This is a genomic window from Frigoribacterium salinisoli (assembly GCF_054781095.1).
This window is the reverse complement of the sequence record NZ_BAAGVB010000002.1, coordinates 176885-196013: the sequence shown is the minus strand read 5'-3', so window position 1 is coordinate 196013 and position 19129 is coordinate 176885. Positions and strand designations below refer to the sequence as shown.

The following is a 19129-nucleotide window of genomic DNA, read 5'->3' as shown; positions in this document are numbered from 1 at the left end:
TGGACCGGGCGCCCGGTCAGAGCGCGCCGACGTCGAGGCCCGACGGCACGGTGCCGACCGAGGTCAGGGCCGTCAGCGTGGCGACGCCCGTCGCCAGGCGCGCGGCGTCGTCCTCCGGGTCGTGCACCTCCGGCACCCGCACCGCCAGGCGGAGCGCCCCGCCGACGTCCTCGGTGACGGTGGTCTGCACGACGCCGAAGTCCGCGAGGGGCGACTCGACGAGGCGGACGTCCGCCGCGCCTCCTGCCGGGACGTTGAGGTTGAGGACCGTGCCCGCCCCGAGGTCGCCGAGCACGGGCAGGAGGCGCGCGGCGACCCCGGCCGCGGCCTCCCAGTCGGCGTGGGGCTCGTGCTCGGGCGTCGGCAGGTCGAGGGACGTCGCGAGGGCCGTGATGCCGTTCACCCCCGCGGTGAGCGCCGCGCCCACGGTCCCCGAGTGGAGCACCGCGCGACCCACGTTGGCACCGTGGTTGACGCCCGACAGCACCAGGTCGGGAGGCGCCCCGAACGCGCCGTGGGCGGCCAGCAGGACGATGAGCGCCGGGGCCGCCTCGACCGCGAAGCAGGGCACGCCCTCGAGCCCGGGCACCTCCCGCGGCTCGGAGGGGACCGATCCGTCCTCGTGCTGCGCCGTGATGCTCGCGCTGCTGCCGCTGGCCTGGACGGCGGGGGCGGCGACGACGACCTCGTGGCCCGCGGCGACCGCGGCCCGGGCGAGGGCGTGCAGCCCCGGGGCGTCGATGCCGTCGTCGTTCGTGACGAGCGTGACCATGGTCAGACCTCCTCCAGGACGACGAGCTCCTCGAACGCCGTGATGGCCTCGGCGTCGCCCGACCCGAGACCGTGGCGCGTGACGTTGAGCGCGCCGGCGGCCGTGCCGGTGACGACGGCCTCCTCGACGCTGCCGCCGCGCGCCAGCACGGCGGTCATGGCGGCGGCGAGCGAGTCGCCCGCACCCCGGGTGTCGACGACCTGCATCTGCGGCACCGTCACGCGCAGCACGCGACCGTCGACGAGCAGGAGGGTCGGGGCGTGCGACCGGGTCACGACCACCGTGTCGGCACCGCGGCCGTGCAGGTCGTGGAGGGCCCGGACGACCTCGTCCTCGTCGGGGCCCGCGCCCGTCAGGCCGTCGCGCTGGAGCTCCTCGTCGCTGACCTTGAGCAGGGTCACGCCGCCCTCGAGGACGGCCTCGAGCCGCGCTCCGGCCAGGTCGGCGACGACCGTGCGGCCCAGCGTGCGCAGGTCGGCCGCGAGGCGCCGGTAGACCTCGGACGGCAGGGTCTCGTCGAGGACCGTGCCGCTGAGGATCGTCGCGTCGGCCGCGAGGGCCGCCCGCAGCGCCATCGTGTACAGCTCGTCGACGTCGTGCCGGGTGAGCTCGTCGCCCGCGCTCTCGGCGATCGAGCGCCGCTCCCCGCTGCGCCGGTCGTGCACGTACGCGGCGCCGTGGCCCGCGACGTCGACCCCGAGCACCGGGATCCCCTCGTCGTCGAGGAGGTGCTGCACGATCCGCCCGGTCTCGCCGAGGAACGCCGCGACGACGGTCACCTCGGCACCGAGCGTGCGCAGCATCCGTGCCTGCCAGACGCCCTGGCCACCGGCGTGGACGTGCACGTCGGCCACGTCGTCGTCGTGGTCCTCGAGGGTGACCGTGAGGACGGGGGAGGGCGCGAAGACGGCGACGCGACCGGCCATGGGGGCTCCGTTCGTGGGGCCCGGCATCCGTCGTCCGGGTCTCGCCACGACGCTGCCACGACGCGACCGCGCCGGATCGCGACGCACAGGGGGTTCCCGGCCGGGCCGCGCGCACCGGCCGGGCCGCGCGCACCGGCCGGGCCCTCCTCGTGCGGCCGGGCCGGGCCTCCTGCGGGTCAGCCCTTGCGGAGCCGTTCCACGAGCGCCACCTTCGACAGGCGCGACACGTTCGTCAGGCCACGCTCCTTGGCGAGGGTCCGGAGGCTCACCAGGGTCCGCGCGGAGAGGTCGCCCTCGTCGTCGCCCCGGGGCAGCGGAGGGCTGAGCTCGTCGTCGGTGGGGTGCACGTCGGCGTCGGCGGCACCGGCTTCGGCATCGGCGTCCGCGGCACCGCGAGCGCCGTCGGCGGCACCGGCTTCGGCGTCGGCACCGCGAGCGCCGTCGGCACTGCGAGCGCCGTCGGCGGCGGGCACCCCGAGCGTCTCCGCCTCGGGCGGTGCCACCGGGGCGTCGTCGGCCGCGGCCACCGCGGCCTCGACCTCGTCGCGCGACCGCACCGGCAGGTCGGCGTCGTCGGCGTCCCCGGACGCGTCGCCGCCGTCCTGCTCGCCCACCCCGGCCGCCTTGAGCCTGCCCTTGGCCTTCGCGGCCTTCTTCTCGGCCTTCTCGGCGCGGCGCACGGCCTCGTCGGCGCGGGAGTCGGCCTTCCTCGTCGCCTTCTCGGCCGCCTCGGCGCGCTGTGCAGCGGCGGTGGCGCGCTGCTCGGCGTCGGCGGAACGCTGCTCGGCGTCGGTGGCACGCTCCTCGGCGGCGCTCACGCGCTGTTCGGCCGCGGCGAGGCGCTGCTCGGCGGCGACCGCGCGGGCGGAGGCCTCCTTGGTCGCCTTCTCGGCCTCGGCCAGGCGCCGCTCGGACTCGGCGAGGTGCCGTGCGGCCCGCTCGCCGACGTCGGCCTGCGCGCCGAGCTCGCCCTTCGTGGCCCTCTTCGCCTCGGCGGCGGCCTTCGCGGCCTCGCCGACGCGGTCCTTGGCGGTGCCGAGGGCGTCGTCGAGCGCGCTGCGGACCTTCTTCGCCTTCTTCGGGTCGGACGCCGCCTTCTTGCCGCCGAGGTCGTCGGCGCGGCGCTCGGCCTCGGCGACGGCCTCGAGGGCGGCGTCGAGGGCGTGGTTCGCGGCCTTCTGCAGCTTCTTGGCGCTGGGCACGGGGAGCCTCCTGGGTCGGATCGTGGTCGTGCTGCCAGCGTGCACCGCCGCGGCGGTGGCGTCCGGAGGCCGTTCCCAGTCGCCGAGGTCCGCTCACCTCGGCGGGCCGGTGGTGGGCCTCCTGCCCTGGCCCCCGCGCGCGCCGGCCGCGCACCGGCCGCGCTCGACCCCCGTGCCGGGCCGAAAAGGCGACCGTGCGCGGGCGACACGCCGTCGGAACATGGTGCCCAGACGGCGCGCTGCCCGCCGTTGTCGCCTTTTCGCGACAGATCGCAGCACCACGGGCGACGGCGCGCAGGAGGCGCGGGCCGGGTCCGCACGAGCGCGGAGGACGACGCGCAGGAGGCGCGGGCCGGGTCCGCAGAAGACGCGCACGCCGGCGCCGCGAACGGCCGCCGGCACCGGATCGTCACCAGCCGGACGCGCCCCGGACACCTCGGCCGTGGCAGGCTCCGGGCATGTCGACCGCCGAGCCCTTCCTGCCGAACATCGATCCCGAGCGCGAGCGGGACGCCTCCGCGGAGGTCGACGACGACCTCGCGCTGGCCTCCGCCGACGACGACGCCGCGACCGGCGACGCCGAGGCCCCCGCCGCCGAGCAGCAGGACCCCGCCGCCCCCGAGACCCGCGACGCCGCGTTCCGCACGCCGACGCCGGGCGACTCGCTCGACGCCGACGAGCTCGCCGACGAGTCCTGACGGCCCGTCCCCTCCTCCCCCGTCGGGACCCGATCCGTCGCGCCCGCGCGCCCCGGCCGCCCGCGCCTCCTGCACATCGTCTGACCAGCTCCCAGCCCTACCCTCGTGGCAAGGCGTCGCGACGACGTCCCGCGGACGAGGGAGCAGTACCCGCACACGACGACTGACTCGCTACAGGAGGTCGTCGTGACGTGGTTCGTGCTCATCGCAGCGGGGGTGCTGGAGGCCGTCTGGGCCACGGCGCTCGCGCGGTCCCAGGGGTTCCGGCGCTGGAGGCCCGCCCTGGTCACCGTCGTCGGGCTCGTCGGCAGCATGGCGGGCCTCGCCTACGCCATGACCGAGCTGCCCACCGGCACCGCCTACGCGGTGTGGGTCGGCGTCGGGGCCTCGCTCACGGTGCTGTGGGGCATCGTCACCGGGCGCGAGCGGGCGACGGTCGCGCGGGGACTGCTCCTCGTGCTGCTCGTCGGCTCCGTCGTCGGCCTCAAGGTGGTGAGCTGACGTGCCGTGGATCGTCCTGCTCGTCAGCGCCGTGCTCGAGGCCGTGTGGGCCACCGCGCTCGGCCGCTCCGAGGGCCTCACCCAGGCCGGGCCCACCGTCGTCTTCGCGATCGGCCTCGCCCTCAGCATGATCGGCCTGGGCTGGGCCGTGAAGCACATCCCGATCGGCACCGCCTACGCCGTCTGGACCGGCACGGGCGCCGCCCTCACCGTCGCCTACGCCATGGCCACCGGCGACGAGGCGGTCTCGGCGCTCAAGCTCGTGTTCCTCGTGGGGATCGTGGGCGCGGTCGTCGGCCTCAAGCTGCTGCCCGCGGACGCGGCGCCCGCGCCGGGCACGGCCGACGCCCCCGAACGGCCTTCGCACCCCGCCTAGGCAGGGTGTCGAGGCCGCTCGGGGGTGTCAGGCCGCGGCGGGCGCCGGGCCGGGTGCAGGGCGTCCAGCGCAGGAGGCGCGTCACAGCCCGGCGCACCAGGTCAGTTGCCGCCGGGGTGCGCCGAGTTCGGCTCCTCCGGGAGGTCCGAGGCGTCGGTGACGGGCTCGCCGGGCAAGGGCTCGTCGGCCACGAGGGCGTCGAACTCGGCGCCGGGACCCGTCGGGCCGGACGCCCCGGGACCGCCGCCGGCCACGGCGCCCGAGGGCACCCCGTCGTCGTCGACGGCCCGGGACTCGTCGACCGCCGCGGTGTCGTCGGACGCGGTCGCGACTCCTGCCGCCCGGGCCTCGCCGGCCTCGCGGCGGGCGTCCTCCGCGTCGCGGTAGGTGCGCGACTTCTCGGAGCGGTACCAGTCGAGGCGGGCCCCGGTCTCGACGGTCTTCATGCCGACGACGACCTTGCCGCGGGAGCGCATCTGCGCGAGGTCCTCGTAGGCGTCGACGATGAACTCGAACGGGTAGAAACCGCTGATCAGCACGCGGAGCCTGTGCCGTTCGACCATGGTCGCGAGCTCCTGCAGCAGCTCGCGCGCCTCGCGGTCGCCGGCAGGGGCACGGAGGAACCGCAGCTCGGTGTCGCGCCGCTGCTCGCTCGACACGAAGCGGTGCGGCTCCACCCCGAGCGCCTCGGCGAGCGGCGCGGCCGAGGGCACGCCGTGGTTGTCGATGAAGGCCGTGATGCCGCGGGCTCCGGCGATCTCGCGGAGGCGCTCCTCCTGCCCGTCGCCGTAGCGCACCGGCAGGGCGCCGATCTGGCGGAGGAAGTCGTGGTTGCCGGCACTGCCGAGCCCGATGACGCGGGCCCCCGCGGCGAGCGCGAGCTGGCACTCGAGGTGACCGACGCCTCCTGCGGCCGCGCTCACGACGACCGTGTCGTCGGGGCCGAGCCGGAGGCCGCGGATCGTCGCGAGGGCCGTGCAGCCCGCCAGGTAGAGGCCCCCGGCGACCTCGTAGGTGACCGAGTCGGGCTTGGGCACGACGGCCTCGACCGGGACGGTCAGCCAGGTGGCGTGCGCGCCGCCGTGCGGCGCGTGGCCGATGACCTCCGCGCCGACCTTGAACTGCTTCACGCCCGCGCCGCGCCGGGCGACGATGCCCGCGAAGTCGACGCCCTGACCGGACGGGAACTGCACGTCGACGTGGTCGCGCAGCCGGCCCTCGCGGACGAAGCGCTCGATGTGGTTGAGGCCGGAGGTGATCACCTCGACGACGATCTCGCCGGGCCCGGGCTCGGGCCGCTCCTGGGGGACGACGTGGACCACGTCGAACCCGCCGTACTGGTCGAACTGGACTGCAGTGCCTGTGCGCATGTCGGACTCCTTCGTTCACCCGCCCGTCTACTCCCGGAGCCTGCGGGGCGCCCTGGGGGTGGCCGCTGTACGCGAGGGCGGCCCGTCGTCGCCGTGCGACGGGTGCGCGGGCGGAAGACGGGCGCGCCGGGAGCGACGCGGGCCGTCAGGCGGCCCGGGGAGCCCGCCACGACCGTCGGCGAGGCCCCTCCTCGGGCAGTCGGCGCAGGGCGACGACGCCGAGGGCCGCGGCGACCAGCGTCGTGGTCACGAAGAGCGACACCTGGTCGGGGCTCCCGGTGACGACGGTCACCGACGCTCCGGCCAGCCACGGCACCAGCGTCGCCAGCACGACGACGGCCGTGGCGGACCTCCTGAGCAGCACGAGGACGACGGCGAGGAGGACGACGGGCACCGTCGCCAGGCCTACATTGGCAGGGGTCGCGATGCGGGCCCAGAGGACCCGGTCGCCGATCGAGGTGAGGACGTCGGCGTAGGCGTAGAGGCCCACGAGGCCTGCCGTCCAGCCGAGGCAGGCCACCCCGAGGCGCCCGAGGCGGCGGGGGCTCCCCACCGCGGCGAGCACGGCCGTCACGCCGAGGACGACCAGGTTCGTCGTCGACGGGCCGTCCCACTCCGGCCGGGCCGCACCGAGCACGGGCAGCAGGAGCGCGACGGGGACCGTGCCCAGGAGGACGGAGCGGGCCGGCCCCGACCGACCGGCCAGGGTGAGCAGGAGCGCGACGGCCCAGAGGCCACAGGGGATGACGCCGGGGTTCATGGAGGGGCCGAAGTGCAGGCTCTCGCGGAACACGTCGCGGCCCTGCCCGAAGGGCGCCCAGGCGTGCAGGACGAAGTACGTGGCGGCCAGCGCGACGCCGAGGGCCAGCGCCGACGAGGCGATGCCGTCCCGCACCCCCCGGAGGACGACCCTGTCGACGCGCACGGCCGCACCGCGCACGACGAGGTCGGCACCGACGTCGAGCCCGGGCCTGTCTCGCCCCTCCGCCTCGGCGGCGTCGAGGAGGGTCCCGAGCAGCGCCTCGCCGTGCTGCTCGCGCCAGGAGCGGGGGTACGCGGCGAGGAGCCGTCGACAACGGCGCTCGAGCGCGGCGCTCACGAGGCCACCGCCGGTCCGGAGGTGCGCACGCCCGCCCGGGCACGTCCGGCGAGCTGCGCCCTGGCCTGGCGCGCGTTCGCCTCGAGGCGCTCGGCGGCGGCGGCCAGCTGGGCGGCGCCGAGGTCGGTGAGGCCCAGGTAGCGGCGGGTCCGGCCGTCGACGACCTCCTCCCGCGTCGTCGCGACGAGGCCCTCCCCCTGCAACCGGTCGAGCGCCGCGTACAGCGTGCCGGGCTTGAGGCGGACCCGCCCCTCGGAGAGCCGCTCGGTCAGTTCCATGAGGGCGTAGCCGTGCTGGTCGCCCCCGGCGAGCGCGGTGAGGACCAGGAAGGTCGGTTCGCGCATCTCTGTCGTGGTCATGCCGCGACTTTATGGTCAGTTCATCTGAACGTCAAGACATCTGAGCATGCGCGACGGGGGTCGAAGGGCGACCGGGGCGTGCGGCACAGGAGGCACGGGTCCCCCACGAGGAGGACTGCGGCGGGCACGGGGCCCGGCGTAGCGTCGCGAGGGCCGGACGACGACGTCCGGCCCCGACGCCCGGCGCCGGGACGTGAGGCACCACCGACGAGACGACCCACGAGGCCGCCGGAGGAGATCGACGATGATCGAGGACGTCCACCCCCAGGAGACGCACCACCAGCACCACCAGCACTCCCCGCACGACGAGCACGACCGGGGCCGCACCGCGGCGGTCCGCACCGCCCCGTCCGGCACCGCACGGAGGCGGCGGCGACGCCTCAGCACCCTCGGCCTGGCCGGGGCCGCGACGCTGTCGCTCGCGGTCGCGCCGGTCCTGGCGGGGCCGAGCGCGCCTCCTGCCGAGGCCGCCACGCAGGCGACGCAGGGCGTCGTCTGGTCGCAGGAGTTCAACGGGGCCGCGGGCAGCGCCCCCGACGCGCGCGTCTGGAACCTCGAGACCGGGGGCGGCGGCTGGGGCAACGGCGAGCTGCAGACGTACACGAACAGCCGGGCGAACTCGGCGCTCGACGGGGCCGGCAACCTCGTCATCACGGCGAAACGGGAGTCGAACGGCGGCTACACGTCGGCCCGCATGACCACGCAGGGCAAGTACGCGCCGACCTATGGCCGCATCGAGGCGCGCATCCAGATCCCGCGGGGCCAGGGCATCTGGCCGGCGTTCTGGATGCTCGGCGCGGACCTGCCCACGGCCGGCTGGCCGTCCTCCGGCGAGATCGACGTCATGGAGAACGTCGGCTTCGAGCCGCACCTCGTGCACGGCACGGTGCACGGCCCGGGCTACTCGGGCGGCGAGGGCATCGGCGCGGCGTACATGCACCCGCAGGGCTGGTCGTTCGCGGACACGTTCCACACCTTCGCGGTCGACAAGAAGCCCGGCGAGATCACCTGGTCGGTCGACGGGCAGGTGTACCACCGGGTCACGCGCGCGAGCACGGGCGGCGACCCGTGGGTGTTCGACAAGCCGTTCTTCCTGATCCTCAACGTGGCGGTCGGCGGCCAGTGGCCGGGCTACCCCGACGGCAGCACGCAGCTGCCGCAGCAGATGAAGGTCGACTGGATCCGCGTGTCGTCGAACTGACGCGGCACGGAGCGGCCCGGCGACGGGCGGGCCCGGTACCGGGCAGGAGGCGCGGGGCGGCAGGCCCCGCGCCTCCCGTGCGCCACGCGGCGGATCGCGGCGATCGTCCTTGCACTACTTCGGTAGTACAAGTTTGTGCTAGCTTCACGGTACAAGACGCCGACCGTCCGACCCACCAGGAGGTTCCCGTGCTCTGGACCGCCCTCAGCGCCCTGCGCTCCGTCCTGCCACCCCTCGAGATCGCGGCCTCCTTCGGCCTCGTCCTCTTCGTCCTGTCGTGGCTCCTGCCCCACCGCATCGCGTCGATGCCCCGGGACCCCCGGCGCAGGGCCACGGCGACCACCGTCGGCATCGGGGGCGGGCTGCTGATCGCCGCCACCGCCACGGTCGCGAGCACGCTGGCCTCGACGATCCCCGACACCAGCGGCTTCGACGGGTGGTGGCAGCGCCCCCTCCCGCTGCTCGTGGCCGTGGTCGTGGTCGGCCTCGCCGGGCTGGCCCTCCGCGGCACCGCGTCGCCGCCCGCCGGCGACCGGGCACTGAGCCCCCGGCGCCCCTGGGACGCCTTCGCGCCGCGCGGGCTGCTGCGGGTCGGAGCCGGGGCGGTGTGCGCGCTGCTCGTCGTCGCGGGCTGGCACACCGTCACCGCGACCTCGGCCCCCGTGGAGGGCCCGTTCTTCGGGGAGGTCCCCCGGTGGACCGAGCTGCCGATCTACACGCGGTTCAGCGGCTCGTTCGGCTACCTCGCGGGGGCCGGCTGGCCCAACCACCTGGCGACGCTCGTGGTCGCGGTGCTCGCCGTCGTGGTGCTCGTCGTCGTCCTCCGCACGGACGCGGACCGTCCCGCGGCGACCCACGACCCGGCGAGCGCCGTCCGCGCCGACCGGGCACCCCTGGCGCGGATGCTGACCCTCGTGCTGCTCGTGGGCCTCCTGTCCACGCTGGGCGCCGTCCTCATGCACGTGGGAGCCTCCGGCTACGGGTCCGTGGGGCTGCCCGGCGACGGCACCAGCGACGACCCCGACGGCCTGGTCTTCGTCTCGAGCGCCTACGACGCGATCGCCCGCCCGATGAACCTGCTCGGCTACGCGACGCAGGGCGTCGGCTTCGCCCTCGGCCTGCGCCTCGCGGTCGACACCCTGCGGGCTCGCGTCCGCAGGGCAGGGGGCGCCACCTCCCGCCCGGGGTCGGTCGCGACCGCCCAGGGAGGTCGAGGGTGAGCACGGAGCGCCCCCGCTCCGCCGAGGACGTCGCCGCGCTCTTCCGCGGGGCGATCAGGTCGGGCCGCCTCGGTGACGGCGAACGCCTGCCCACCGTGCGGCAGACGGCGAACGACTTCGGCATCGCCCAGGCCACGGCGGCGAAGGCCTACCGGAGCCTCGAGCAGGACGGCCTCGTCGTCACCCGGACGGCGGCCGGCACGCGCGTGGCCCCGGGTGCCGCCCGGGCCCCGAGGGCCGTGCTCGAACGTGCACGCGACCTCGTCGAGGCGAGCGAGGAGGCCCAGGTGCCGCTCGACGATCTCGTCGCGATCCTGCGCAGCCTCTGGCGGAGCGACGAGCCTCCGCTGGGGTGAGCGTGCTCACGAGCCCCCCGCACCCCGGGAACCCGCGCGCACCCCAGATCGAGACCTGGGGTGCGCGCGGGTTCCCGGGGAGCGGGCGCGCCGGTCACTCGCCCGACGAGTCGCCGTCGAACGGCGAACCACCGCCACCGGGGCCACCGGGGGCGGGACCGTCGACGCTGATCCCCGGGCGGCCGCCACCACCGAGGGTGCTGCCGAGGGCGAAGCCGCCCGCGCCTCCTGCGACCAGGCCCACGACGAGCGCGGCGACGCCGACGATCAGCGGCAGCAGCCAGAGGCGCCGACGCCACACCGACTCGCGCTGGCCGGCCGCCGGTGCCGCCTGCCAGCCGGGGTGGACCGGCTGGCCGTGGCCGTACGGGGCCGGCTGGCCGTACGGCTGCTGGCCGTAGGGCTGCGCGTACGGCTGCTCGTAGGGCTGCTCGTACTGCTGCCCGTAGGGCCGCTCGTACTGCTGCTGCTCGGCGAACGGCCGCGGGGGCGCCTGCTCCGCGGACGACTCCTGCGTGGCGGCCGCGGGGCCGTGCACGGGCTCCGTCGCCGTCGTGGCGGTGGCCGCGCCACCCACCTGCTGCTCGCGTCCCCGCCCCTCGACGGGTCGGTCCTGGTCGCTCATGTCTGCTCCTCGGGTCGGTGCCGGAGGCCCGGCTCGGGCACCGTACGGAGCGCGCCTTGCCCGCTCCTCGCGGGAGCCCCGCGATCAGCTGAGAACGCCGCCCTCGCCTCCTGCGACGACCCGCGACGCCCGGTCGGCAGCGCGGGCCCTCCGCGTGCGCGCGGCAGGAGGCCCGGCTCAGGCGGGCGGATCGACCTCGCGCACCCCCGCCTCCCGGCGGACGGCGGTCCACCGACAGACGGGTGCGACACCCGTCGTGCGGACGCCAAGCTGGGGACGTGCTGCACCGAGATCGCGCCCGTGTCCCCTCCCGCTCCCGTACGGCCCTGCTCGTCGGCGTCGGCGTCGTCGCGCAGCTGGCGCTCGTCGCCGGGGTCGCGGTCGCAGCAGCGCCCGAGCTCGAGCGCTTCGGCGTGTTCCTCGTGCCGCCGTCGCCGCAGCGGTACGCCGAGATCGCCCTCGACCGGATGCGGGACGGCCTCGACGCGGACGGGCCCCGGTACGCGGAGGTCCGGGAGCGCACGCTCGCCGAGGTCGCCCCGGCCCAGGACTACGCCGGCACCTACGCCGCGCTCGCCCGGGCCGCGGGCGAGCTGGGCGGTGAGCACACGGCCTTCCTCGAGCCCGCGGAGGCCGCCGCGATCTTCGGCGGCGGCCCGGCGACGGACGCGAGCGGGGCGGGCGACGCCGACGAGCCTCCTGCGCTGCCCACCGTGACGACGACGGACGGCGTCACGACGCTCACCCTGCCGACGCTCGTCGGGGGCGACGCCGACCAGCACCGCGCCTACGTCGAGGCCGGTGCCCAGGGCCTCGTCGACGCGGCCCCGGCGACGACCAGCGGCTGGGTCGTCGACCTGCGCGACAACCACGGCGGCGACCTCTGGCCCATGCTCGCCGCGGTGTCGCCCCTGCTCGACGAGGGGCGGGTGCTCTCGTTCGAGCACCGCGACCGCTCCGACGTGGTCGAGGTCGGGGGCGGGGTCGTCACGCTGCGCGGCGCCGCGCAGGCCGCCACCACGGCCGGTCGCCTCGACGACGGGCTGCCCGTCGCGGTCGTCGTCGACGGGATGACCGGCAGCTCGGCCGAGGCGGTCGCGATCGCCTTCATCGGCCAGGAGGGGGTGCGCGTCCTGGGTCGGCCCAGCTACGGCGTGAGCACGTCGAACGAGCCCAGGAGGCTGTACGACGGCGCCGTCGTGAACCTCACCGTGGCCGTCGACGCCGACCGCACGGGCACGCGCCACGGTGGTCCGATCGTGCCCGACGTCGTCGTCGGCGACGACGCGGAGCTGGCGGCGGCGCTGGAGGAGTGGTGGTCGAGCAGGGGCTGACCCTCCCGGACGATCGGTCAGCCGACGCTGCATGGTCAGCGCGTGCGGGCCGCGAGCTCGGCTCGGCCACGGCCGTCGCCGACTCGAAGCAGACCCTGCTCTGCAGCTACCTGTCGGCCGCCGTGCTGCTGGGCCTCGTGCTCCACCTCACGCTCGGCTGGACCTGGGCCGACCCCGCGGCGGGGCTCGCGATCGTCGCGTTCGCGGTGCGCGAGGGCCTCGAGGCCTGCGGGGCGACGCGTGCGCCGTCCCGGTGGCCGCGCTCACCGGTGAGCGCGAGGTCCCGGCCTGCGACTGCTGCTGATCGGGCGCCGCGCGACGAGGCACGAGCGGGCGACGACCCTCCCCAGCCCGGTGCCCGCGCACGCCGACGCCCCGGCACCGGCCCGGAGGTCCGGGGCGGTGCCGGGGCACGAGCGGAGACGTCACGCCACGGCGAGCGCTTCGGTCGGGGCGACCCGCGTGACTCGGCGGACGGGCCCGAGCGAGGCGAGCACCGCGATCAGCAGTCCGCCGACGACCACGAGCACCATGGTGCCGGTGGACAGTGCCGGGGTGAGCGGGGCGTGGACGAGGGCGCCGAAGAGCGACACCGTGCCGGCCCAGCCGTAGAGGACTCCGAGGGCCGTGCCGAGCACGAGCGCGGTGACGACCATCTGCACGGCCTCGGCGATGATCATCGTGCGCGCCTGCGCACCGGTGAAGCCGACGGCCCGCAGCAGCCCGATCTCGCGGCGGCGCTGCAGCACGCCGAGGGCGAGCGCGTTGACGACGCCGACGGCGGCGATGACGGCGGAGAAGCCCGAGAGGAAGGTCACGATCGCGGTGAGCGCCGCGAAGGTCTCCTCCGGCACCCCGGCCTCCTGCGTGAGGGCGGGCACGATCCGCTGCTGGTACATGGCGAGCACGACGCCGAAGGTGACGAGCAGCGTCACCCCGATGACGAGCCCGATGGTGGCACGCGACGAACGCCCGGGAGCGCGGAGGGCGTTGCGCCCCGACAGCAGCACGGCCGGGTTCCCGGCGCCGATGCGGCCCACGAGCGCGAGCACGGGAGGCACGAACAGCGCCGCGCCGACGGTCACGCCCGTGAAGGAGAGGAACCCGCCGGCCATGGTGACGAGCACGGCCCCGGTCGAGCCGGCCGAGGCGACGACGCCCGTCAGCAGCAGCATCACGCCGCCGACCACGAGCAGGACGGCCAGGACCGAGCGCAGGCGGCTGCCGCGGAGGTCCTCGGGTCGCGCCTCGACGGTCGACGACAGCGCCTCGAGCGGACGGACGGTGAGCACGCGGCGCGAGCCGACGAAGAACGCAGCGGTGGTCGTGAGGACGACGGCGACCACGGGCACCAGGAGGCTCGGGGTCAGCACCGCGTAGTCGCCCTCGGGCAGGGCGCCCCGGTCGCGGAGCACCGCCACGCCGACGAGGCCGAGCCCCACGGCGAACGCGGTGCCGACGAGGGCGCCGGCCGCACCGACGAGCAGGCCCGTGGAGGTGATCTCGCGACGCAGCCGACCGGCGGGAGCGCCGAGCAGCCTCTGGAGCGCGAGGACGCGCGTGCGGCCGGCGATCACCGTCGAGCAGGTGTTGGCGGTGACGATGGCCGCCACGTAGAGGGCGAGGCCGAGGAACACGTAGCTGATGAAGTCCAGCAGCTCCTGCAGCTGCTCGATCTCCCCTCCCCCGGAGGCGTTGACCCAGCTGGCGAGGACGCTCGAGCAGATGAGCATGACGGCCCCGAAGGCCGAGCCGAGCGCGGCGACGAGGACGGACGACGAGAACTCGCGGAGGGTCTTCATGCGGACGTCTCCAGGGCGAGCACGGCGCTGCTGATCTGGTCGGCGGTGAGCCCGCGGCGGTCGGCGCGGATGCGGCCGTCGCTGAGGACGACGACCCGGTCGGCGACGGCGGCGGCCGCGGCGTCGTGGGTGACCATGACGACGCTGTGCCCCTCCTCGCGGGTCACGTCGCGGAGGATCTGCAGCACCTCGCGGGAGGAGCGGGTGTCGAGGGCACCGGTGGGCTCGTCGGCGAAGATGACGGGTGGCCGGGTGGCCAGGGCGCGGGCGATGGCGACGCGCTGCTGCTGGCCGCCCGACATCTCGGACGGGCGGTGGTGGACCCTCTCGGCGAGGCCGAGCCTCCTGATCAGGCCGTCGATCCGTTGCTGCTCCTCGCGGGTCGGGCGACGGCCGTCGAGCACGAAGGGGAGCCGCACGTTCTCGGCGACGTCGAGCGTCGGCACGAGGTTGAACGACTGGAAGACGAAGCCGATGCGGCGACGGCGCAGCTCCGTGAGCTCCTTGTCGCCCAGGCGCGTGATCTCCTGCCTGTCGACGAAGACGGAGCCCTGGTCGGCGGAGTCGAGCCCCGCGGCGACGTGCATGAGCGTCGACTTGCCGGAGCCGCTGGGGCCCATGATGGCCGTGAACTCGCCCGGGGCGAAGTCGAGCGAGACGTCGTCGAGCGCGGTGACCGTGCCGCCGTAGCGCTTGGTCACGTGCTCGAGGCGGATGACCGGAGAGGATGAATGGGTCATGGAGGTGTCGTCCTGTTCTTCGGGAGGGACGCGGGGCCCGCGTCGAGGTCTGCCTCCATGCTCGTGAACGCCGCGGCGCGGGACACTGCGGCAGACCCCCGCTTCGCACAGGAGGCCCGCCCCAGCGCCGCCCCTCCTGCCCGCCGCCCCGCCGCCTCCTCACCCCGCCCCCCTCGGTGCACCCCCCTCGACGCAAAAGGCGACCGGCGGCGAGCGCGCCGCCGACCCCGAGGCCACCCGACCGGCGTGTCGCCGCCGTCCTGTCGCGTCCGGCGCCGAACGCGACAGGACGACCTCCCTCGGCACAGCGCACCTCGACGCACCCACCGGTCTAAGCAGGCGACGGCGGACGAGGTCGGCGGGGAGTGGACGGTGCGGAGCGGCCCGGCCGAGCGGTCCTGCGACCTGGGAGGAGGGCGCCGCGGCGCCTACGGTGGCGTCATGACGACGACGCAGACCATGGGCTCGAGGCTGCGGCACGCCCTCGGCCTCCGCTGGTTCCGGGCCTGCCTCGGGGTCTACGCGATCATGGGGCTCGTCGCGCTCGGCAGCTGGGTCTTCGGGTACTCGTGGTCCTGGGTGACGACGGCCGTCGCCCTCGGCGGGATGGTCAGCTCGCTGCTCGTCTTCCGCGGGCTGTGGCTGGCGTCGGCCCCTGCGCAGCCGCTGCCGGCCGTGCCGTACGACGACGACGACGAGGGCGACGAAGGCGACGACGCCACGAACGACCTCCCCGCGACCCCGGCCGGCCGCGACGTGCGGGACACGTCGTCGCCGCGCTGAGCTGGCCGGAGGCGGTGCCGCTGGGCACCGCCCGGCTCGCCCTGGAGCCGCTCGCCCCCGGGCACGCGAGCGAGATGGTCACGGTGCTCGCGCCTCCTGAGCTCTACGCGGTCACCGGCGGCAGGCCGCCCACGGCGCAGGAGCTGCGGGCCCGGTACGAGCGCCAGTCCCGCGGGCGCTCCCCCGCGGGCGACGCGGGCTGGCTCAACTGGGTCCTCCGCACGCGTGCCGACGCCCTGGCGGTCGGTACCGTCCAGGCGACGGTGACCCGTCGGGACTCGGGGCTCGTCGCCGACCTCGCCTGGCTCGTCACGCCGTCCGCGCAGCACCGCGGCCTCGCGGTGGAGGCGGCCGGGGCGGTGCTCGAGTGGCTGCGCGAGCAGGAGGTGCGGGTCGTGCGGGCGATGATCGCCCCCGGTCACGAGGCCTCGGCCCGGGTCGCCCGGCGGCTCGGGCTCTCCCCCACGCCTGCCGTCGTCGACGGCGAGGTCGTGTGGGAGCGCCGGTCCGACGACGCGACCCGGCCGGGCGTCACGGGCCGCGGGAGGATCCCGGGCCGATCGTCAGGTGACGGGCGTGGCCGAGGCGGGCGCGACTCCTGACGCTCCTGCGCTCCTGACGACCGCTACTCTCGGCGCTGGGGAGGGCGAGACCGCGTCCCCTGGGGAGGACGACATGACCGACACCGGCACGGGGGACCGCGAGCGCACAGGGCAGCAGGAACCGCTCTTCACCACCCGCCGACCGACGTGGCAGCGCCTGCTCTGGCTCGTCCTGGGCGGCGCGACGATCGTCGTCGGGCTGGTCACGGCCCTTGGCGACGCCACGTCGGGCGAGCCCGGCGCGACCACCATGGCGGTCACGTCGCTGATCGTCTTCGGCGGCTTCGGCGCCCTGCTGCTCCTGCTCGGCGCGGCCCTGCGGGGGTCCGTCGTCGAGGGGTTCGACGACCGCCTCGAGGTGCGCAAGGGCCTCGGGCGACGGCGCACGGTGCGCCCGACCGACATCACGCGCCTCGATCAGGAGGTCGTGGCCAGCAAGGCGAGGTCGTGGCCGACGATCGTCGCTCGCGACGAGCGGGGCAGGAAGCTGTTCCAGGCGGTCCAGGGCTACCCCGGGTCGGCCGAGCTCGCCGCCTGGCTCCGGACCCACCGACCCCAGGAGTGGGCGGCGTTCGCAGGAGCCGACGAGCGCTGGTGACCCCGGTCGGCTGAGCGTCCCGACCCCCTGCCGGGCGTCCCGACCTCCGGCCCCGCGTCCCGACCGCCTGCCTCCTGCCTCCTGCCGCTCCGACGCGTCCGGTCCACCCGTGGACGTTCCGGCCCCACCCGGACACGTCTCGGAGTGAACCCACCCAGGAGGAACGATGCCCCACCACCACGACCCCCTCGACGCTCTCCTCGACCGCAGCGCACCCGGGGGCGCACCCGCCGACCCGACGCTCCGCCGCGACCTCGCCGTGATGGCGTCCGAGGCCCGCACGGCCTCGAGGCCGCGCCGCCGCCCCGGACGCCTCGCCGCGACCGCGGGCCTCGCCGCCCTGCTCGCCAGCGGTGCCGGTGCCGCCGTCGCCGCGTCGGTCTTCGACTGGGAGCCCTGGGCGCAGGACCCCGACCTCGCCTACCCCTTCGTCCTGCCCAGCGGGCGCGCCTGCGAGGCTCGCGTCTCGGTCTACGACGTCCTGCGCAACCACCACAGGGGGTCACAGCGCCGCTGGGCGCTGGCCGATCGCTTGCGGGGACACGCCGCGCTCAGCGTGGCCGCGCCTCCTGCCGACAAGCACCTCGAGGTGCACGACGCGATCGCGCGGCTCGACCCCGACCTCGCCGAGATCGTCCGTCTCGTGCACTGGGACGGCTTCACGCTCACCGACGCGGCCGAGCTCGTGGGCGTCCCGGCCTCCACCGCCCGCGGCCGCTACCAGCGCGCGAAGGAGCAGCTGCGCGTCGCGCTCGACCCGGCGACGGTGCCGTGAGGCGGGGGCGGTCGGCCACGGCCAGCCAGCCGACGCCACCGCCGCCACCACCGCCACCACCACCGCGCTAGCGTGGCGCCCGAGACCAGGGGGCCGACCATCGACGACGATCCGCACGACCACCGGCGCGACGTCGCCGGCGCGTACGCGCGGCGGGCCGTCGAGTACGCGGAGCACCTCGGCTCGATGACCGCCGTGCACCCGGCCGACGAGCACCTGGTGACGTCGTGGGCGGCGCAGGTCGACGGCCCGGTGCTCGACGCAGGATGCGGTCCCGGGCACTGGACCGCGCACCTCACCGCGCGAGGCGGCGACGTCCGCGGCCTCGACCAGGTGCCGGCCTTCGTCGAGCACGCCCGGGTCGCCCACCCCGGGTCGTCCTTCGACCTCGGCAGCGTCGACGCCCTCCCCTACGAGGCCGCCCGGTTCGCCGGGGTGCTGGCCTGGTACTCGCTCGTCCACCACGAGCCGAGCACGCTCCGCCGCCCCCTGGACGAGTTCGCGCGGGTGCTCCGCCCTGGCGGCCGGCTGCTGGTGGGCTTCTTCGTCGGGGACGAGGTGCAGCCGTTCGACCACGCGGTCGTCACGGCCTGGCGCTGGAGCGTGGAGGCCCTGACGGAGCAGCTGCGCGCCTCCGGGTTCACGACGGTCGAGGCCCACACCCGCGTCGCCGCCGCGCCGTGGCCCCGGCCGCACGGCGCGGTCCTCGCGCGGCTCGGGGCGTGAGGGACGCCCGCTTGCCAGGGCCCCTCGACCCCCGAACGGGGCCTATGGTGTGGAGGAGTGGCCCGTGCACCCGGGACCCGCGGCTCACCCGACGATCGCCGCCGCCTCCGTCGCCGTGTCGGTGCTCGTGTTCGGGCCGTTCGTGCTCGGATCGATGCTGGCTACCTGGGACCGTCGGCACTCCGAGACGGTCCGGCGGCTGTTCCGCCGCTGGCTCGTCGGCATCGTCGCCACCGAGGTCGCGTCCGTCGCCGTTATCGTGGCCTACGCCGTGGTCAACGGCTCACCGGCCTGGCTCCCCGTGCTGGCCACCGGGACGTCCGCCGTCCTGATGGCGGTCGCCGCCCTGGTCGGCCCTGCGCTCCTGCGGCACCACCTGGCCCACCGTTCCGAGGCTCCTGCGTGGCTGCCGGTGACCCGCGAGCAGATCGTGCGCGGCGTGGTCGTCGTCGCGGTCACCTTCGGGGCGTTCCTCGTGCTCGGCACGGTCGTGGTGGCCGGCCTCGTCCGGACGTTCCTGGGATCCTTCGACGACCTCGGCCCGGGGCTCGTCCTCGCGACGTCGCTGGCCTTCTTCGCGAGCTCCGTCGCGTGCATCGTCGTGTGGCTCCGGCTGAGCCGCACCCTGCGAGGGACCGCGGAGCGCGACCCGGACCTCACCGCGAAGGTCGCGAAGGTCGTGCTGCGCCGCAAGCCCCTCGAGCTCGACGCCCACGAGCAGGTCTTCGCCGCCCGGTACGCCCACGTCGCCGGCATCACGGTGCCCTTCACCCTCGCGTACGTCGTGCTGCTCTACGCGGGCCTCGTGCTCCAGCAGGTGCAGGCCCCGGGCACCGACGGCGGGTTCCTCGCCCCGTACGCGCTGGCCCTCTTCGCGGTCGGGCTCGTCGCCGTGGTGCCCCTCTCGGTGGTGCGCATCGTCCGCGCCCGCCGCTACGCCGCGGACCACGCCGACCTGCTGCAGGACGCCCCGGCCGGGCAGGAGGCGCCGGTCACGCCCGCAGCGCCGGCCGGCACCCCGGGTCAGGGCGCGCCGACCGCCCCCTGACCGAACTCCTGCGCGG

General features: G+C 75.9%; 22 protein-coding genes and 1 pseudogene. 14 read left to right on the top strand and 9 right to left on the bottom strand.

Going from position 1 to position 19129, the window contains the following annotated elements; genetic code table 11:
* Nucleotides 1-16: 16 nt before the first annotated feature.
* The 3 genes from surE to ACYVHQ_RS06775 form a co-directional block, all read right to left on the bottom strand.
* Nucleotides 17-772, bottom strand: coding sequence for a 5'/3'-nucleotidase SurE (gene surE, locus ACYVHQ_RS06785; protein WP_460511424.1), 756 nt, complete (start codon nt 770-772; stop codon nt 17-19).
* A gap of 2 nt (nt 773-774) precedes the next feature.
* Nucleotides 775-1698: a 1-phosphofructokinase family hexose kinase gene (locus tag ACYVHQ_RS06780; protein ID WP_460511423.1), complete on the bottom strand. Its 924-nt coding sequence runs from the start codon at nt 1696-1698 to the stop codon at nt 775-777.
* A 176-nt stretch (nt 1699-1874) separates the two neighbouring features.
* Nucleotides 1875-2900 (bottom strand): hypothetical protein, encoded by a 1026-nt coding sequence (locus ACYVHQ_RS06775; RefSeq protein WP_460511422.1) that lies wholly within the window; start codon nt 2898-2900, stop codon nt 1875-1877.
* 458 nt (nt 2901-3358) lie between these two features.
* Here ACYVHQ_RS06775 and ACYVHQ_RS06770 point away from each other — a divergent pair, with 458 nt between their 5' ends.
* The 3 genes from ACYVHQ_RS06770 to ACYVHQ_RS06760 all read left to right on the top strand — a co-directional run bounded on the left by ACYVHQ_RS06770 (nt 3359) and on the right by ACYVHQ_RS06760 (nt 4475).
* Entirely contained in the window at nt 3359-3598 is a 240-nt protein-coding gene (locus tag ACYVHQ_RS06770; protein WP_460511421.1) for a hypothetical protein, read from the top strand.
* Nucleotides 3599-3784: 186 nt separating this feature from the next.
* Nucleotides 3785-4099, top strand: coding sequence for a DMT family transporter (locus ACYVHQ_RS06765; RefSeq protein WP_460511420.1), 315 nt, complete (start codon nt 3785-3787; stop codon nt 4097-4099).
* Nucleotide 4100: 1 nt separating this feature from the next.
* The gene (locus ACYVHQ_RS06760) at nt 4101-4475 is read left to right on the top strand and encodes a DMT family transporter (RefSeq protein ID WP_460511419.1); all 375 of its coding nucleotides are present in this window, start codon (nt 4101-4103) and stop codon (nt 4473-4475) included.
* 101 nt (nt 4476-4576) lie between these two features.
* Here ACYVHQ_RS06760 and ACYVHQ_RS06755 read toward each other — a convergent pair whose 3' ends face one another.
* The 3 genes from ACYVHQ_RS06755 to ACYVHQ_RS06745 form a co-directional block, all read right to left on the bottom strand.
* Nucleotides 4577-5845: an NADP-dependent oxidoreductase gene (locus ACYVHQ_RS06755; protein WP_460511418.1), complete on the bottom strand. Its 1269-nt coding sequence runs from the start codon at nt 5843-5845 to the stop codon at nt 4577-4579.
* A 145-nt stretch (nt 5846-5990) separates the two neighbouring features.
* Nucleotides 5991-6944 (bottom strand): hypothetical protein, encoded by a 954-nt coding sequence (locus ACYVHQ_RS06750; RefSeq protein ID WP_460511417.1) that lies wholly within the window; start codon nt 6942-6944, stop codon nt 5991-5993.
* Nucleotides 6941-7303 carry a PadR family transcriptional regulator gene (locus tag ACYVHQ_RS06745; RefSeq protein ID WP_460511416.1) on the bottom strand — a complete coding sequence of 121 codons (363 nt, stop codon included), beginning with the start codon at nt 7301-7303 and terminating at the stop codon, nt 6941-6943. Before ACYVHQ_RS06745 ends, ACYVHQ_RS06750 begins: the two co-directional genes overlap by 4 nt.
* A 244-nt stretch (nt 7304-7547) precedes the next feature.
* On the opposite strand from ACYVHQ_RS06745, the gene ACYVHQ_RS06740 reads away from it, so the two are divergent.
* The 3 genes from ACYVHQ_RS06740 to ACYVHQ_RS06730 all read left to right on the top strand — a co-directional run bounded on the left by ACYVHQ_RS06740 (nt 7548) and on the right by ACYVHQ_RS06730 (nt 10080).
* Nucleotides 7548-8504 carry a glycoside hydrolase family 16 protein gene (locus ACYVHQ_RS06740; protein WP_460511415.1) on the top strand — a complete coding sequence of 319 codons (957 nt, stop codon included), beginning with the start codon at nt 7548-7550 and terminating at the stop codon, nt 8502-8504.
* 188 nt (nt 8505-8692) lie between these two features.
* Nucleotides 8693-9724, top strand: a complete 1032-nt coding sequence (locus ACYVHQ_RS06735; RefSeq protein ID WP_460511414.1) for a hypothetical protein — start codon at nt 8693-8695, stop codon at nt 9722-9724.
* Nucleotides 9721-10080, top strand: a complete 360-nt coding sequence (locus ACYVHQ_RS06730) for a GntR family transcriptional regulator (RefSeq protein ID WP_460511413.1) — start codon at nt 9721-9723, stop codon at nt 10078-10080. Before ACYVHQ_RS06735 ends, ACYVHQ_RS06730 begins: the two co-directional genes overlap by 4 nt.
* A 94-nt stretch (nt 10081-10174) precedes the next feature.
* Here the strand turns inward: ACYVHQ_RS06730 and ACYVHQ_RS06725 are convergent, their stop codons facing one another.
* On the bottom strand, nt 10175-10705 hold the full coding sequence (locus tag ACYVHQ_RS06725) for a hypothetical protein (RefSeq protein ID WP_460511412.1): 531 nt from the start codon (nt 10703-10705) through the stop codon (nt 10175-10177).
* A 278-nt stretch (nt 10706-10983) separates the two neighbouring features.
* Here ACYVHQ_RS06725 and ACYVHQ_RS06720 point away from each other — a divergent pair, with 278 nt between their 5' ends.
* Nucleotides 10984-12039, top strand: coding sequence for a S41 family peptidase (locus ACYVHQ_RS06720; RefSeq protein ID WP_460511411.1), 1056 nt, complete (start codon nt 10984-10986; stop codon nt 12037-12039).
* A 41-nt stretch (nt 12040-12080) separates the two neighbouring features.
* Nucleotides 12081-12343: pseudogene (locus tag ACYVHQ_RS06715) on the top strand (cobalt transporter); the annotation flags it as partial.
* A 121-nt stretch (nt 12344-12464) separates the two neighbouring features.
* Here the strand turns inward: ACYVHQ_RS06715 and ACYVHQ_RS06710 are convergent.
* Both ACYVHQ_RS06710 and ACYVHQ_RS06705 read right to left on the bottom strand, forming a co-directional pair.
* Nucleotides 12465-13841 (bottom strand): ABC transporter permease, encoded by a 1377-nt coding sequence (locus ACYVHQ_RS06710; protein ID WP_460511410.1) that lies wholly within the window; start codon nt 13839-13841, stop codon nt 12465-12467.
* A complete protein-coding gene (locus ACYVHQ_RS06705) occupies nt 13838-14581 on the bottom strand; it encodes an ABC transporter ATP-binding protein (RefSeq protein ID WP_460511409.1) in 744 nt (247 codons plus the stop codon). The genes ACYVHQ_RS06710 and ACYVHQ_RS06705 overlap by 4 nt, the downstream gene beginning before the upstream one ends.
* A gap of 441 nt (nt 14582-15022) precedes the next feature.
* Here ACYVHQ_RS06705 and ACYVHQ_RS06700 point away from each other — a divergent pair, with 441 nt between their 5' ends.
* From ACYVHQ_RS06700 to ACYVHQ_RS06675, 6 genes are all read left to right on the top strand, one after another.
* Entirely contained in the window at nt 15023-15364 is a 342-nt protein-coding gene (locus tag ACYVHQ_RS06700) for a hypothetical protein (RefSeq protein ID WP_460511408.1), read from the top strand.
* Between the two features lie 14 nt (nt 15365-15378).
* Nucleotides 15379-15966, top strand: a complete 588-nt coding sequence (locus ACYVHQ_RS06695; RefSeq protein ID WP_460511407.1) for a GNAT family N-acetyltransferase — start codon at nt 15379-15381, stop codon at nt 15964-15966.
* Nucleotides 15967-16039: 73 nt separating this feature from the next.
* On the top strand, nt 16040-16564 hold the full coding sequence (locus tag ACYVHQ_RS06690; RefSeq protein WP_460511406.1) for a hypothetical protein: 525 nt from the start codon (nt 16040-16042) through the stop codon (nt 16562-16564).
* A 166-nt stretch (nt 16565-16730) separates the two neighbouring features.
* Entirely contained in the window at nt 16731-17339 is a 609-nt protein-coding gene (locus ACYVHQ_RS06685; RefSeq protein WP_460511405.1) for an RNA polymerase sigma factor, read from the top strand.
* A 72-nt stretch (nt 17340-17411) separates the two neighbouring features.
* Nucleotides 17412-18065 carry a class I SAM-dependent methyltransferase gene (locus ACYVHQ_RS06680; RefSeq protein WP_460511404.1) on the top strand — a complete coding sequence of 218 codons (654 nt, stop codon included), beginning with the start codon at nt 17412-17414 and terminating at the stop codon, nt 18063-18065.
* 64 nt (nt 18066-18129) lie between these two features.
* Entirely contained in the window at nt 18130-19113 is a 984-nt protein-coding gene (locus ACYVHQ_RS06675; RefSeq protein WP_460511403.1) for a hypothetical protein, read from the top strand.
* Nucleotides 19114-19129: the final 16 nt, after the last annotated feature.

Excerpts from the sequence above, each read along its gene's own strand:
- surE (WP_460511424.1), bottom strand. The coding sequence starts at position 772 with ATGGTCACGCTCGTCACGAACGACGACGGCATCGACGCCCCGGGGCTG.
- ACYVHQ_RS06780 (WP_460511423.1), bottom strand. The coding sequence starts at position 1,698 with ATGGCCGGTCGCGTCGCCGTCTTCGCGCCCTCCCCCGTCCTCACGGTC.
- ACYVHQ_RS06770 (WP_460511421.1), top strand. The coding sequence starts at position 3,359 with ATGTCGACCGCCGAGCCCTTCCTGCCGAACATCGATCCCGAGCGCGAG.
- ACYVHQ_RS06755 (WP_460511418.1), bottom strand. The coding sequence starts at position 5,845 with ATGCGCACAGGCACTGCAGTCCAGTTCGACCAGTACGGCGGGTTCGAC.
- ACYVHQ_RS06745 (WP_460511416.1), bottom strand. The coding sequence starts at position 7,303 with ATGACCACGACAGAGATGCGCGAACCGACCTTCCTGGTCCTCACCGCG.
- ACYVHQ_RS06740 (WP_460511415.1), top strand. The coding sequence starts at position 7,548 with ATGATCGAGGACGTCCACCCCCAGGAGACGCACCACCAGCACCACCAG.
- ACYVHQ_RS06725 (WP_460511412.1), bottom strand. The coding sequence starts at position 10,705 with ATGAGCGACCAGGACCGACCCGTCGAGGGGCGGGGACGCGAGCAGCAG.
- ACYVHQ_RS06710 (WP_460511410.1), bottom strand. The coding sequence starts at position 13,841 with ATGAAGACCCTCCGCGAGTTCTCGTCGTCCGTCCTCGTCGCCGCGCTC.
- ACYVHQ_RS06705 (WP_460511409.1), bottom strand. The coding sequence starts at position 14,581 with ATGACCCATTCATCCTCTCCGGTCATCCGCCTCGAGCACGTGACCAAG.
- ACYVHQ_RS06700 (WP_460511408.1), top strand. The coding sequence starts at position 15,023 with ATGACGACGACGCAGACCATGGGCTCGAGGCTGCGGCACGCCCTCGGC.
- ACYVHQ_RS06690 (WP_460511406.1), top strand. The coding sequence starts at position 16,040 with ATGACCGACACCGGCACGGGGGACCGCGAGCGCACAGGGCAGCAGGAA.
- ACYVHQ_RS06685 (WP_460511405.1), top strand. The coding sequence starts at position 16,731 with ATGCCCCACCACCACGACCCCCTCGACGCTCTCCTCGACCGCAGCGCA.